We start from the raw sequence: 13,486 nt of genomic DNA on the forward strand, positions 1-13,486 counted from the left end.
ACCTGTTATGCAAGCATATTCCCAGTATCTTGAGACGATTCGTTAAGATTTGATCTAGGGCAAGCCAGTTCTACGTTTTACTTCACAGCGCTTTGTGTTTTAAGACATAATGCAAGTGCGTGTTTTAAGGAGAGTAAATGGTCGATTTTTGTATAAATGGCGGCGGTATGGTAGGTGCTGCACTTGCGTTGGGACTTGCTCAGCAGCAGTTTAAGGTAGCAGTGATAGAGCCGTATCTACCAGCACCTTTTAACGCTGAGAAGGGGCCCGACTTAAGGGTTTCAGCCATCAGCGAAGCATCGGTAACGCTGTTAAAAGCCCTTGGTGCTTGGGAGCACATAGCCGCCATGCGTGTTAAACCTTACACAGGCCTTAGCGTGTGGGACGACCCAGCCCATCGAACAGACTTTACCGCACAAAGTATCGACATGCCCCAGCTAGGCTTTTTTGTGGAAAACCGATTGTTGCAGCTGGGGTGCCACCACGCATTAAAGCAGTTTGACAATGTAGAGCTCATTACCGGACAAACGGTGCAAGATATTCAATTAACGAATACGGCTAAGGTCAGCCTTTCGAATGGCAGAACCATTGAAGCGAGCTGGCTTGTTGGCGCAGATGGTGCAAACTCTCAGGTAAGAAAGGCGGCGGGCATTGGCACCACAGGTTGGCAATATGCGCAGCAGGCGATGGGGATCACTATAAAGATGGAGAACGCCGTTGAACCTGTAACCTGGCAGCAGTTTACATCGAGTGGCCCTAAAGCCTTTTTACCTATGTTTGATAACTTCGCTTCGCTGGTTTGGTATGACTCGCCTGACGAACTCAAACGGATTAAAAGTTTAAAAGCGAACCAACTTGAAAGTGAAATTCTTAAAACGTTTCCAGACGAATTAACCAGAAATGGCAATCGCTTTTCAGTTATTGATAAAGCGATTTTTCCACTCACGCGTTCTCATGCCAATCACTATGTGAAAGGCTGTTGTGCGTTAGTTGGTGATGCAGCACACACCATTAATCCGCTTGCCGGACAGGGCGTTAATTTAGGTTTTAAAGACGTAGAAACCTTTCTTTCTGTGTGTGCTGAAATCAAGCCATTCGGTAGCGACAACGCATTGTCGCTAACCGATAAAGTATTTTCTCAAAGGCTTATCAGCAATTATGAAAAGCCACGAAAGCGAGATAATTTGGTGATGATGACGGCAATGGATGGGTTTTATACCTTGTTTAGCAATGACGTTGCCCCCATAAAATGGATAAGAAACCAGCTTCTTTCTGTGGCGCAGCGCATAGAGCCTGCTAAACAAGAAGTGCTCAAATATGCGATAGGGTTACGATAATGGAAGTGTTAATTTTACTGGCGGTGTTATTTGGTGCGCTAGCATTGATTATACCGCTAATAGAACGCTCTAAAATGCGAATCAGTAATGAGGATGCTGCGAAATGGGCTAAGTGGATTTGGCCCTTAATGGGGATTTTGCTTATCGCCCAGTTGTTGCGGTTACTGTTCTCTTAGCTGCTGCTTAGGTTTAAAAAGTCACAAAATCTAGCCACTTGCCGAACTCAAATCAATTCACTTTTTCAAAGGTTCAAAGGAATGACCGTACAATTTTCGCAAGGGTTCTCCAATCAATGTCCGAGGGTTAATCTAAAAGGCTATAGCCTTTATTATATTTGGCAAGGGCATCCAGCAGACGAAGGTGAAAAACACTTTTATCAGTTGAAGAGTAAACCTGACCCTGAAAAGGTTGAGGTGATGTCTGCTTGCTGGGATGGCTATGCAGGCAGTTACCAGTTAAGTGCTGAAGGAAGCCTTATTCTCACTCGGTTTCATTACTTCCTCCCCAACGGGTTAGGGGAGTCCGATGCCTTACTTGAGGAGTTACACGGCGACTTTTACTTAGAATTTAGAACCCACTTTGAAGGCGATCAGCTATATGTACCGTTTGCTGATGGTAGAGTGACTGTTGACCAGGAACAGTGGGTTGAGGTAAAGCGAGCCTACGTTAATCTGAAAACGGACAAAAATGGTTTTTCCACTTGGTTTAATCGGTTCATTCCGAGCCGCTTAGTTAAGTAAACCAGGGCTCATCCAACTGGTTTCACGGCAATTTTCATGAAATGCACTGCGTCAGTTTTTGTAAGCCTTCATCTACATTAATGTGTTTGTTGTGGCCATTGTCCTTTCAAATCGATAATGACTTTGTCTATCATCTTAATAGTTGTTTGATTATCGTCTTGCAGTAAGGCAAACGCTCGTAAGCCAACGAACTGATTTTGAAGCCACTCTGCGGCTGTTGACGTTGGCGTATGTTCAGGCAGCTCACCTTTTTCGATACAGGCTTCAATAATATTTCTAAAACCAGCCTTAAGGGTTTGCATGCTCTCAAGTACAGCTTTTTTGGCAATATCACCAATGAGTTCTAATTCTGCAATAGACTTAACCAGCAAGCACTGGCGCATGTAGCGTTGCTCGTCGGGGCCAGTTAATGCTGTTTCAAAAAAGTGGTAAAGAGCATCTAAAGGTGATTGAGCTTCTGTGACTTGCTTTAAACGTTTTGCACTGTTGTCTGCATAATGCTCAACAACAAGTTTGAATAAACCTTCTTTGCTTTGAAAACGCGCATAAATACTACCCGGACGCATATCCAATGCCTGCTGAATATCACGCATGCCAGCCGCCTGAAAGCCTCGTTGCCAAAAAAGCGTAGTGGCTTTTTCTATAATCTCATCGTGGTCATATTTCACCGCTGCATACCTTATACGTGAATATTTTGAACATATGTTCAATTATCACTTGAACGATCGTTCAAGTAAACCTATTATTATTGGCATACGAGTTGTGAGTAGCGCAAAGCGTTGCTTGCAGTTTTGGATCACATCAATAGGAGAGTGACATGAGCGATTTTACTTTACACACGAAAGAGAGTGCGCCAGAAGCAGCAAAGCCTTTACTTGATAATTCGCAAGCAGCATTTGGAATGATTCCAAAGCTACATGCAGTAATGGCAGAAGCGCCGACTTTGCTTGAAGGCTATCAAGTGCTGCATAAACTAGCGCAAGAAACATCGTTCAATGCAGAAGAGTTAACGGTGGTTTGGCAGGCAGTGAATGTAGAGCACGCATGTCATTACTGCGTTCCAGCGCATACGGGTATTGCGAAGAGTATGAAAGTGCGCGATGACCTAATTGAAGAGTTGCGAAACGATGAAACACTGTCTGACAGCAAATTGAATACGCTTAAAGAAACTGTGCTGGCTTTAACTCGCGGGCGAGGTAATGTTGATAATGCGCAGCTTGACGCATTTTACAGTGCTGGATACAAGCATCAGCAATTGTTAGAAATCATACTTATATTGGCGCAAAAAGTGATGAGTAATTATACCAATCATTTGGCCGATACGCCTGTAGACGAACCTTTCAAAAAATTTGATTGGTCGCCTAAATAATCATTTGATAGCTCTTTTAAAACGGAAGCAAGGCTTCCGTTTTTTGTTTCTGGCTCAAACGCTTGCGAGCAATCTCGCAAAAGCTGAATAGCAGTAGGCTACACAGTGTGTAGATAAAAAGCGCAAACAGCATTTTTCTATTCCTATTCAAAATACGACTATTAAGACGCTAAGGGCAGCTGCGGGCTTAATTCTTCTACGGTTTCCATTGCAACTAACTCTTCGTATCCCTTTTGCTGCAACAGTGTTTTCAAATCGTCGCAATTACTGCATTTATTTTGTTTCGCGATAGCCACTGCTTCGATGAAACACGATAGGTGAGTTATAGATTGTGCTTGTGTCATGGTCTACTTCACTTTTTGATTTTACGTAAGTTCGTTGTTTCCATTTTTATTGGAATTACTTTGGCTTAGCCTGAAGTCACTAATGTGACGCTAGCATTACGCTTTTATGAAAAATAAGGGTGAAAAGTTCAAAATATCTTGAAATGTATATACATAGGCTATACATTTTATATTCGAATAATGTGGTAGTACTTGCAGATTCTCATTGAACGACATACTGCACGTATTGGTATTTGCAAGGATTTAAGGTGTCTGAAAAAAGCAATAAAAAGAAGAAAAAGAATAGTCAGATGATTATTCGAATCAATGACGAAGAGCGTGCCCAGTTTATCGCGTTATGCGAAGACCTAGACACTTCTGCTGCTCGTGAAGTAAGACACTTTATTCGAGAATTTATTGCCAAACACGGCGATCAATAGCGGCGTTTGCTAAACGTTATGTGAGTGAAGCGAACACTACAAATAAAGATAAGGATTTACATCATGGCTAAGAAAAAAGAGTTAAAAAAAGCGATTAAAGCAACTAAGGCGAAAATTTCTAAGCAAGAAGGAAAACTGAAAAAGCTTAAGAAGAAGCTTAAAAAAGCATAAGCGCCTATTTGGCACTCATTAGTGCAAATTTGGTATGAAAAGCGCTCTGAACGGAGCGCTTTTTCTGTTTCATGTACTCTAGTCCAAATTACCTTTTGTGAAGGTGGCACCTTCCTACCGCCTCTTACCACCAGTGCAATAGATGATTCCGTCGCTTCATCTTCAAAATTCTGCCTGTCGTCGATATTAAGGATTTATTACAACTTTAGTATTGTGCGAGCGAATCTTTTTGTGATTTACTCAGCCTTCAAGCACCGCGTGCTTTTCATCTCTAATAATAATAAGTCTGATCAGACAACCTGGCGTTTAGCAGTACCCCAACAACAGAAAGAAGATATTGTATTTCAACGCGTTTTTGATTCACGAAATACAAAACTACACACTTCGAAAAGTAAAATTTAAAAGAATTCAGGAACAACACAATGCAACAGGCAAAATTTAACGCTTCTGCTTTCAAGCTTTCCCTCATTGCGTCTGCAATTGCAGGAATGGCTTTTTCTTCTTCGTCAGTGCTTGCACAGGAGCAAGCTTCTGTTGATGAGCAAGATGTTGAGCAAATCCAAATTGTAGGTTCACGTCGCGTTGGTCGCACCATCAATGACTCCCCTGTACCTATCGATATTATCGATGCTTCATCTATAGAAGCAACGGGGCTCACTGAAACCAACATGATCTTAAACCAGTTACTGCCCAGCTTTAACTTCCCTCAGCCATCTATTACCGATGGCACCGACCACGTACGACCAGCGCAGCTGCGTGGTTTAGCACCAGACCACACGCTGGTATTAGTTAATGGTAAGCGTCGTCATACCTCTGCGCTTCTTAATTTAAATGGTTCGGTGGGGCGTGGCTCTTCAGCGGTAGATTTAAACGCTATCCCGGCTAATGCGATTAAGCGTATTGAGGTGTTGCGTGACGGTGCTGCGGCTCAGTACGGCTCAGACGCCATTGCCGGTGTTATAAATATTGTTTTGAAAGATGCTGCCGAAGGCGGTGAAGTGTCGGCAACGTATGGTGCTAACGTTACAACAATGGACGGTGTGCCTAACCTTGAAGGTGTGAGTGTTGGCGCTGACGGTAATTTAGCATTCGCTGAAGGAAGCGACAGAGACGTAACCGATGGACAAACCTTTACCCTTCGCGGCAACGTAGGCTTCGAATGGGGAGACGACGGCTTTGTTAACGTATCAGGTGAATACCGCGACCGTGGACAGGCGAACCGTTCGGACTACGACCAGCGAGAAAACTATGCGCGAGACGCGGACGGCAACTTAGACCCTCGTGAGCTTACGGTCAACCGCTACAATCACGTTTACGGAAATGGTGAGGTAGAAGATTACGCCTTGTTCATAAACGCGGGTAAAGCCCTTACTGATAGCGTTGAGTTTTATACTACCGCAGGCTACAGCACTCGTGATTCGGTAGGCGGAGGCTTTTACCGTCGAGCTCAAGATTCACGAAACGTAGTTGAAATTTATCCAGACGGATTCCTACCTTCTATTCAAACTGACATAACCGATATGTCGCTGCTTGCTGGTATTAAGGGCTATGGCGATGTGTGGAATTACGACTTGTCCGTAACACATGGTGGTAATGAGCTTGAGTATGGTGTTATCAACACCCTAAACACGTCTTTAGGTCCAACGAGTCAAACTGAGTTTGACGCGGGTACGCTAGAATACAACACCACAATTGTGAATGCTGACGCGTCACGTTTGGTAGATACCGGGTATTTCTACAGCGAAATGAACTTCGCCATGGGCGCAGAATATCGTCATGAGAGCTATGAAATAACTGCAGGTGAAGAAGGGTCTTACATACAAGGTACGTTTGGACCTGGCGGCGTGGTGACTGACCCGGTAGACGGCCCGTTTGGTGCTGCTGGTTCGCAAGTATTCCCAGGCTTTACACCAGAATCTGCAGGTGAAAACAGCCGTCATAACTATAGCTTCTATGTGGATGTAGAAGCTGACGTTGTAGAAAACTGGAACGTAGCAGTGGCAGGGCGCTATGAAGATTATTCTGACTTCGGCAGCACGTTTAACTGGAAAATGTCTCACCGTGTAACCCTGAGTGATGCATTTGCACTTCGAGCGTCAGTATCAACCGGCTTTAGAGCACCATCGCTACAACAGCAATTCTTCACCTCAATCGCGACGGTATTTGTTGATGGCGAGCCAACAGAAACGGGCACATTTGCGCCGTCAAGTGATGTTGCGCAAGCGCTGGGCAGCCCAGGCCTTGATGCAGAAGAATCGAATAACTACAGCGCAGGTTTTACCTACTCGCCAACCGCCGATTTCAACCTGACAGTAGACTTTTACCGCATTGATATTGACGATCGTATCGTGCTGTCTAACAACCTATCAGGTGAGGGTATAGAAGCATTACTTGCGGGTACGGGAGCTAATCAGGCACGATTCTTCTTAAATGCGATAGATTCGCGTACGGAAGGTGTTGATATTGTTTCTACCTATACGCTTAATACGTCAGATTATGGTGCGTTTAACTTTAACGCAGGTGCCAACTTTAACGATAACGAAGTAACAAGTGTTATCGATGCACCTGAGGTTTTGCAAAATGCAGGCTTCGACCAGGCTAACTTGTTCGATGATGTTGAACTACGTCGCTTCGAAACGGCTTCGCCTGACAGCAAACTGAATTTAGGTGTTACGTGGAATTATGACCGCTACACAACAACCTTACGTACTACTCGTTATGGTGAAGTGGAAGACCCATCGTCAGTTGAAGCACGCAATGAAATCATTCCGTCAGAGTGGATCACAGACCTAGACGTTCGCATTGCGTTAACAGAAGGACTTACCGTTTCTGTTGGTGCTAACAATTTGTTTGATGTGTACCCAGAAACAACCCGTGAACTTGTGGATGATGTAACTACGTTCTCGCGTTTATTCCCGTATTCAGGCTTTTCGCCTTACGGTTTTACAGGCCGTTTTGTTTACGGAAAAGTTTCGTATAGCTTCTAAATAGCACCGGTTCTTGAGTGCTGAAAGCCAGTTGATTAATACGCAACTGGCTTTTTTTGTACCTGTTACTTAGTCATTTTTCTCAAAGGTAACTGCACAGCGATGTTCATTTAAAAGCGCAAAGTCTTCTTTGGGAATAAAGGCGTCGTAATCACGTTGCAGCTTAACTTGTGCCTCTTTTCGAATTTTACTGCGGCGTATAGCCGTTACGAAATTGCGCATTTCATGGTGAGTAGATAACTCTAGCTCAGGGACTGAAACAGGTGTGCCGCTATCATCTTTGGCAACCATGGTAAAAAAGCTGTTGTTGGTATGTTTGACCTCGTTGGTTTTGATATTTTCCGTAGTGACTTTTATCCCTACTACCAAGGATGTGTTTCCGACATAATGAACGGTAGCGTCGAGGTGAAGTAAGTCACCCACTTCAACAGGCTGTAAAAACTCGACGCCATCAACGGTAACGGTTACACAATAGGCCCCTGCGTGTTTACTTGCGCAGGCATAGGCGACTTTATCCATTAACGATAAAATGACACCGCCATGCACCTTACCGCCAAAATTAGCAAAAGATGGCACCATTAATTCAGTCAGTCTTGTTCTTGAAAAAGCGACATTACGTGCAGTCATAAACAACCTTTGATCTTAAGCCCTTGAAAAGCGCCGAATAAGCGTTCATATCAGTATTAGATTTACCCTACCACAAATTTTAAGGAATGGTTTTGTCACAAACGCATTTTTATCAACCAAAAGAAGGTCATGGCTTGGCTCACGATCCGTTTAACGCGATCATCGCACCGCGCCCAATCGGATGGATCTCTACAAAATCAAAAACGGGAGTGTTAAACCTTGCTCCTTACAGTTTTTTCAATGCGTTGAACTACACGCCGCCAATTATCGGCTTTTCAGTAGTAGGCAGTAAGAAAGATTCACTGGTAAACGTACAGGAAACGGGTGAGTTTTGCTGGAATCTTGTATCAGAAGATTTGATTGATGCAATGAACACGACAAGTAAACCTCTGGCACCTGAAGAAAGTGAATTTGACCATGCAGGGCTTCAAACTGTAGAAAGTGAAGTGGTAAGCGTTCCCCGCGTAAAAGCGAGTAAGGTGAGCATGGAATGTAAGCTAACTGATGTGGTACAGCTTAAGACCGCCTCAGGTGAGGAGGTGAATAGCTGGTTTATCATGGGTGAAGTAGTGGGTGTACATATTGATAAGTCACTCATAGAGAACGGCGTTTACAGCACGGTGAAAAGTGCGCCAGTTACCCGTGGTGGCGGACGAGGCGATTATTACACTATTTCCCGAGATAACTTTTTCGAAATGCTAAGACCAGAGTAACGGTCTTTAATAAAACAGTGACAACGCGTCAATATTAACCGGTGACCTAAATGCTAAATATGAACTTTGATGAACGCCTAGCGATTAATACGCAAATGCAAGAGTGGCAGGCGTCACCGTCTTCTACGGTATGGCGGAAGCCTTTAGAGCGTGAAGCAAAAGAGTCTGGTCATACAACTAGCGTCGTGAAGTACGAAGCTGGCGCGAGCTTTAAGCAGCATAGTCATCCTTATGGTGAAGAAATTTTGGTGCTTGAAGGTGTGTTTTCCGATGAACACGGTGATTACCCTGCAGGCACTTACTTGCGTAACCCGCCAGGCAGTAAACATAGCCCTTTTAGTAAAGAAGGCTGTGTTATTTTAGTGAAGCTGAACCAGTTTGATAAGCGTGACTTGAGTGAAGTACGCGTAAATACAAATAAAGAACAATGGCTGCAAGGGCAGGGCGGTTTACAAGTGATGCCGCTCCACAACTTTGAGCATGAACATGTGGCGCTAGTTAAGTGGCCCGTGGGAGAGGTATTTAAGCCTCACAAGCATTTCGGGGGTGAAGAAATTTTTGTACTGTCGGGTACATTCAAAGACGAACATGGTGCATACCCAAAAGGCACATGGTTGCGCAATCCTCATATGAGTCAGCATCATCCCTACGTGGATGAGGAAACAGTAATTTGGGTGAAGACAGGGCATTTGCCAGTAGCGTTGTAGGCCGCCATTTCATTTGTTGCAGGTAAATCAAAACCAGTGTTTTACTTGCGGTCAATTGCTACAAACGAAAAAGGCTAACCCGAGGTTAGCCTTTCTTTTGTCAAAACTTACTTTAATCTTAATTAGTTAACGTTAGCGTGATAACACCTAATTTTAAAACACTCACCTAGTAAAAGCTGGACTTAATCCCAAATACCCTCTTCTGACTTACCCTGTATTTCACAGTCGCCCGCTTTGTATTCCATGTTTGCGCCACTGTCTTTTTTCTTAAAGTAGTCTTTGCTGATAGACACAATGGTAGGGGTCATCCATACAATAGCAATGATGTTTATCACCGTCATTAGGCCCAACGCCATATCGGCCATGGCCCATACCTGAGGTAGTGCCGCCTGTGCGCCCCAATAAATCATGCCTAAATAACCAATAGTGTAAACTGCACGGCCTATTTTGTTATCTAGCTTGAACATGTGCAGGTTACTTTCGCCATAGGCATAGTTTGCCACTACAGACGTGAATGCAAATAAGCTGATGGCGGCAGCCACAAAGTCAGTACCGCCTTCGCCTAGGTGACTGCTCATCGCATCTTGGGTTAGGCGTATGCCTTCCATTTGATCAGAGCTTGAACCGCCAGCAAGTAAAATGATGAAGGCAGTAGACGTACATAGCACGAGTGTATCTAAGAAAACGCCGAGCATCTGAATGTAACCTTGCGATACCGGATGGTTAGGGTTTGGAACAGCGCTTGCTGCTGCGTGCGGTACAGAGCCGCTGCCCGCTTCATTTGAATAAAGACCACGCTGAATACCATTTTTAATGGCAGCACCTAATGCTCCTGCGCCAGCTTCCTGCAAGCCAAATGCTGATTTAACGATATCGAGCAGCATGGCTGGCAGTTCGGAAATATTAATGAAGGTAATAGCCAATGCCACAAGCACGTAGCCTATTCCCATAAAGGGCACCACAAACTCGGCAAAGCGCGCAATGCTTTTAAGGCCTCCCACGACGATTAAGGCTGCCAGTGCAATAATGGCTAGGCCTACATATTCTGTGGGGAAAGAGTACGCATTGTTTAATGCATCGGTAATAGTATTGGCTTGAACGGCGCTAAAGACAAAGCCGTAGCCAAAGAACAAACATAGAGAAAATGCGACTGCAAGCCAGGTTTTGTTCAAACCCTGCTTGATATAATAAGCGGGACCGCCACGGAACTCGCCGTTTTCGTCACGGACCTTGTATAGCTGACCTAGTACACTTTCGGCAAAGCCAGTGGCCATACCTAAAAGGGCAATCATCCACATCCAAAAAATAGCGCCAGCACCGCCTAGGGATATAGCAACCGCGACGCCAGCTAAGTTACCCGTGCCTACACGAGCCGATAAGCTGGTACACAAAGCTTGGAATGAACTTATCCCATCCTTAGTAGAAGTGTTACTGCCCTTTAGTAGGCTGAACATATGGCCGAAGTGCCTAAGCTGCACACCGCCAAGTTTAACGGTAAACCAGATACCACATGCAAGCAGCATAATGATAAGTACCTGACCGTCTCCCCAAAGAATATTGTTAACTAATGAAACGAATTCGTTTATCACGCACTTTCCTTCGTTATTGTTTTAATTATTGCTCGGCGTGTAGAAATGAACTGAACATGACAGGTGCGTTGTCAGAACAAACGCTTCGGCTTAAGCAAACTTGTATTTGCTAAACCTTGGAATAAGCCGAGCTATATCGATAAAAACCAATACTAGCACGACAATTAAATGATTGGACAATGAAAACGTACTGAAACTATGACGTTTTATGCTCGCATATAGCAAATTTATTCATTCATGGGGGAGAAGAACACATTTGCAGAACAAAACGGGAGTACAAACAAAAAAACCGCTCAAAAGAGCGGCTTTTTCAAGAATATGGCTGGGGTAACAGGACTCGAACCTATGAATGGCGGGATCAAAACCCGCTGCCTTACCAACTTGGCTATACCCCAATATTGGTGCGGAAGGAGAGACTTGAACTCTCACGCCGTGAAGCACTGGAACCTAAATCCAGCGTGTCTACCAATTCCACCACTTCCGCAATGTAGACTTCCAATTAAGGAATAGGTAAAAGTTGGTGGCTACGGCGAGATTCGAACTTGCGACCCCATCATTATGAGTGATGTGCTCTAACCAACTGAGCTACGTAGCCTAAACTTTTATCTTCAATAAAAAGCCGCTCGATGAGCGGCTTCTCAAGAATTTGGCTGGGGTAACAGGACTCGAACCTATGAATGGCGGGATCAAAACCCGCTGCCTTACCAACTTGGCTATACCCCAAATGGTGCGGAAGGAGAGACTTGAACTCTCACGCCGTGAAGCACTGGAACCTAAATCCAGCGTGTCTACCAATTCCACCACTTCCGCGTAGACGCTAGCTATAATAGTCATTCAAAAAAGAATGGCTGGGGTAACAGGACTCGAACCTATGAATGGCGGGATCAAAACCCGCTGCCTTACCAACTTGGCTATACCCCAGTTGTGGTGCGGAAGGAGAGACTTGAACTCTCACGCCGTGAAGCACTGGAACCTAAATCCAGCGTGTCTACCAATTCCACCACTTCCGCGCAGCTAGACTTTCCTAAAAGAGATAAGTGAGAATTGGTGGCTACGGCGAGATTCGAACTTGCGACCCCATCATTATGAGTGATGTGCTCTAACCAACTGAGCTACGTAGCCTTGCTATTCTCTTCCCTCTCAGGAAGTGGCGCGTATTATGCGTATATGACTGGCAACCGTCAACCCCTTTTTTACTAACTTTTTTTAAATGCTCATTAAGTGTGCGCATTAGGGCGAAATACGCGCAAAAAGCCGTGAAATTGAACAACTTGCACGAAAAAAGTTAGCTATTTACCACGCTTTGTTACTGGTTTTTGTTTGGTAATAACATACGTCAATAGGGCGCGGGCCATACGTATTGTCATGAAAAAAAGGGTTATCTAAGTTTCTTCCTGTGTTTGCCCGTTTTTTATATTCTTCATGATGCGGCGTTTGCAGAAAATAAGGTGTAGCGTTGTTTGCATGCACAAAAGCCTGCTTAATTTTGCTTTCTTGCGTTATATCATCTAGAACGCCACCTCTGTCCATATTTCCTCGCGGCAACTTTTGAAGCACATCCATACCGTGCAGTACGCGACCAACGACCGACATATTTCTGTCTAAGTGTCGTGGTGCTTGCCCAATCACAATATAAAACTCCGTACTGGCTGTATCTTTCTCGCTATTGCGAGCAAACGCCACAACACCTGGGCAATGAAGTCCCCACATTTCTTTTCGGCTTTTATCAATGCCTACTGGAAAGCCATCTAAAAATCCGGTGTTAGGCGCAAACATATCTTTGCTCTCAACTACGTTGACATTGCTATTGAGCGGTTGGGTAAATTCAGCGTTGATTGGCTTAAACAGTGTCGGCGGAAATTTTGAGGCATCGTGAGTATCGTTGCTGCCTGCCTGTGCCACAAACCCGTCTACTACACGATAAAATGCTTGTTCGTTATAAAAGCCTGCGTCTATTAAACTTTTAAACCTGGCCACATGTTTTGGTGCAAGGGTAGGGTGAAGCGCAATAACTACATCGCCATATGCAGTTTTAAACGTCACAGTATTACTCTGAGGAACTTGATACCAACTGGCAGTGTTACTTGCTAATGCTGGTGCCTTTTCAACAGCATCGCTACTGATTTGTGAATTCACTGGATTAGTTTGAGGTTCACTGGCAAAAGAAAAATTAGCCAGGCTTAAGAAGCACAACACTTTAATTGAGGTTTTTATTACTGAAAATCGTTTGGCGTGCTGTGATTTGCTGCAAGTTAAAGGGCGTGAAGCGCAAAGCTGATTAATAGTCATTACAAAAGCCGTTAGTTTTTTACTAGTTATATCAGGCCTATGTGCGCTTCACAATTATTCGCTAGAAACAAAAATGTATGGTCCGCCTCGTTATTGCAATAATCAATTTCGATAACGGGGTTGGTTATGCGCTAATGTATTCGGAGTCTGATTAGGCGCTCACGCAACCCGCTCCACGATGAGATCCGCGCTGG

13 protein-coding genes and 8 tRNA genes are annotated in these 13,486 nt (G+C 44.3%); 8 read left to right on the top strand and 13 right to left on the bottom strand.

Annotation, left to right across the window (positions count from 1 at the left end; genetic code table 11):
- The first annotated feature begins 137 nt into the window (after positions 1-137).
- From MHM87_RS16450 to MHM87_RS16460, 3 genes are all read left to right on the top strand, one after another.
- A complete protein-coding gene (locus MHM87_RS16450) occupies positions 138-1,337 on the top strand; it encodes an FAD-dependent monooxygenase (RefSeq protein ID WP_239260257.1) in 1,200 nt (399 codons plus the stop codon).
- Complete coding sequence (locus MHM87_RS16455) at positions 1,337-1,513, top strand: hypothetical protein (protein WP_014948996.1); 177 nt, start codon at positions 1,337-1,339, stop codon at positions 1,511-1,513. The genes MHM87_RS16450 and MHM87_RS16455 overlap by 1 nt, the downstream gene beginning before the upstream one ends.
- Before the next feature lie 81 nt (positions 1,514-1,594).
- Positions 1,595-2,077: a hypothetical protein gene (locus tag MHM87_RS16460; RefSeq protein ID WP_239260259.1), complete on the top strand. Its 483-nt coding sequence runs from the start codon at positions 1,595-1,597 to the stop codon at positions 2,075-2,077.
- A gap of 77 nt (positions 2,078-2,154) precedes the next feature.
- Here MHM87_RS16460 and MHM87_RS16465 read toward each other — a convergent pair whose 3' ends face one another.
- Positions 2,155-2,745: a TetR/AcrR family transcriptional regulator gene (locus MHM87_RS16465; protein ID WP_014976138.1), complete on the bottom strand. Its 591-nt coding sequence runs from the start codon at positions 2,743-2,745 to the stop codon at positions 2,155-2,157.
- Between the two features lie 149 nt (positions 2,746-2,894).
- Here MHM87_RS16465 and MHM87_RS16470 point away from each other — a divergent pair, with 149 nt between their 5' ends.
- A complete protein-coding gene (locus MHM87_RS16470) occupies positions 2,895-3,446 on the top strand; it encodes a carboxymuconolactone decarboxylase family protein (RefSeq protein ID WP_239260261.1) in 552 nt (183 codons plus the stop codon).
- A 161-nt stretch (positions 3,447-3,607) separates the two neighbouring features.
- Here the strand turns inward: MHM87_RS16470 and MHM87_RS16475 are convergent, their stop codons facing one another.
- Entirely contained in the window at positions 3,608-3,790 is a 183-nt protein-coding gene (locus tag MHM87_RS16475; RefSeq protein WP_039216244.1) for a hypothetical protein, read from the bottom strand.
- Positions 3,791-4,038: 248 nt separating this feature from the next.
- Between MHM87_RS16475 and MHM87_RS16480 the strand changes: the two genes are divergently transcribed.
- Both MHM87_RS16480 and MHM87_RS16485 read left to right on the top strand, forming a co-directional pair.
- Positions 4,039-4,209 (top strand): hypothetical protein, encoded by a 171-nt coding sequence (locus MHM87_RS16480; protein ID WP_239260263.1) that lies wholly within the window; start codon positions 4,039-4,041, stop codon positions 4,207-4,209.
- A 593-nt stretch (positions 4,210-4,802) separates the two neighbouring features.
- Positions 4,803-7,367: a TonB-dependent receptor gene (locus MHM87_RS16485; RefSeq protein ID WP_014978882.1), complete on the top strand. Its 2,565-nt coding sequence runs from the start codon at positions 4,803-4,805 to the stop codon at positions 7,365-7,367.
- A gap of 69 nt (positions 7,368-7,436) precedes the next feature.
- Here MHM87_RS16485 and MHM87_RS16490 read toward each other — a convergent pair whose 3' ends face one another.
- Positions 7,437-7,994 carry an acyl-CoA thioesterase gene (locus MHM87_RS16490; protein WP_069944046.1) on the bottom strand — a complete coding sequence of 186 codons (558 nt, stop codon included), beginning with the start codon at positions 7,992-7,994 and terminating at the stop codon, positions 7,437-7,439.
- A gap of 92 nt (positions 7,995-8,086) precedes the next feature.
- Between MHM87_RS16490 and MHM87_RS16495 the strand changes: the two genes are divergently transcribed.
- Together MHM87_RS16495 and MHM87_RS16500 are read left to right on the top strand one after the other, a co-directional pair.
- On the top strand, positions 8,087-8,707 hold the full coding sequence (locus MHM87_RS16495) for a flavin reductase family protein (RefSeq protein ID WP_239260265.1): 621 nt from the start codon (positions 8,087-8,089) through the stop codon (positions 8,705-8,707).
- Positions 8,708-8,757: 50 nt separating this feature from the next.
- Positions 8,758-9,414, top strand: coding sequence for a cupin domain-containing protein (locus tag MHM87_RS16500; RefSeq protein ID WP_239260267.1), 657 nt, complete (start codon positions 8,758-8,760; stop codon positions 9,412-9,414).
- Positions 9,415-9,596: 182 nt separating this feature from the next.
- Here MHM87_RS16500 and MHM87_RS16505 read toward each other — a convergent pair whose 3' ends face one another.
- The 10 genes from MHM87_RS16505 to MHM87_RS16550 form a co-directional block, all read right to left on the bottom strand.
- Positions 9,597-11,003 (bottom strand): alanine/glycine:cation symporter family protein, encoded by a 1,407-nt coding sequence (locus MHM87_RS16505; protein ID WP_075176299.1) that lies wholly within the window; start codon positions 11,001-11,003, stop codon positions 9,597-9,599.
- Positions 11,004-11,322: 319 nt separating this feature from the next.
- Positions 11,323-11,398: transfer RNA gene (locus MHM87_RS16510), tRNA-Gln, on the bottom strand.
- A gap of 4 nt (positions 11,399-11,402) precedes the next feature.
- Positions 11,403-11,487 (bottom strand) — tRNA-Leu (locus MHM87_RS16515).
- Positions 11,488-11,521: 34 nt separating this feature from the next.
- Positions 11,522-11,598: transfer RNA gene (locus tag MHM87_RS16520), tRNA-Met, on the bottom strand.
- Positions 11,599-11,650: 52 nt separating this feature from the next.
- Positions 11,651-11,726, bottom strand: a tRNA-Gln gene (locus MHM87_RS16525).
- A gap of 2 nt (positions 11,727-11,728) precedes the next feature.
- Positions 11,729-11,813: transfer RNA gene (locus MHM87_RS16530), tRNA-Leu, on the bottom strand.
- 35 nt (positions 11,814-11,848) lie between these two features.
- A tRNA-Gln gene (locus MHM87_RS16535) sits at positions 11,849-11,924 on the bottom strand.
- A gap of 4 nt (positions 11,925-11,928) precedes the next feature.
- A tRNA-Leu gene (locus MHM87_RS16540) sits at positions 11,929-12,013 on the bottom strand.
- A gap of 35 nt (positions 12,014-12,048) precedes the next feature.
- Positions 12,049-12,125: transfer RNA gene (locus MHM87_RS16545), tRNA-Met, on the bottom strand.
- A gap of 171 nt (positions 12,126-12,296) precedes the next feature.
- Entirely contained in the window at positions 12,297-13,292 is a 996-nt protein-coding gene (locus MHM87_RS16550) for a peptidylprolyl isomerase (RefSeq protein ID WP_239260269.1), read from the bottom strand.
- Positions 13,293-13,486: the final 194 nt, after the last annotated feature.

Origin of the sequence: Alteromonas sp. Cnat3-28, assembly GCF_022348265.1 — a bacterium.
GTDB lineage: Bacteria > Pseudomonadota > Gammaproteobacteria > Enterobacterales > Alteromonadaceae > Alteromonas > Alteromonas macleodii.

Coding starts and splice junctions, on each gene's coding strand:
- MHM87_RS16450 (WP_239260257.1), top strand. CDS start 138: ATGGTCGATTTTTGTATAAATGGCGGCGGTATGGTAGGTGCTGCACTT.
- MHM87_RS16455 (WP_014948996.1), top strand. CDS start 1,337: ATGGAAGTGTTAATTTTACTGGCGGTGTTATTTGGTGCGCTAGCATTG.
- MHM87_RS16460 (WP_239260259.1), top strand. CDS start 1,595: ATGACCGTACAATTTTCGCAAGGGTTCTCCAATCAATGTCCGAGGGTT.
- MHM87_RS16470 (WP_239260261.1), top strand. CDS start 2,895: ATGAGCGATTTTACTTTACACACGAAAGAGAGTGCGCCAGAAGCAGCA.
- MHM87_RS16475 (WP_039216244.1), bottom strand. CDS start 3,790: ATGACACAAGCACAATCTATAACTCACCTATCGTGTTTCATCGAAGCA.
- MHM87_RS16485 (WP_014978882.1), top strand. CDS start 4,803: ATGCAACAGGCAAAATTTAACGCTTCTGCTTTCAAGCTTTCCCTCATT.
- MHM87_RS16490 (WP_069944046.1), bottom strand. CDS start 7,994: ATGACTGCACGTAATGTCGCTTTTTCAAGAACAAGACTGACTGAATTA.
- MHM87_RS16500 (WP_239260267.1), top strand. CDS start 8,758: ATGCTAAATATGAACTTTGATGAACGCCTAGCGATTAATACGCAAATG.
- MHM87_RS16550 (WP_239260269.1), bottom strand. CDS start 13,292: ATGACTATTAATCAGCTTTGCGCTTCACGCCCTTTAACTTGCAGCAAA.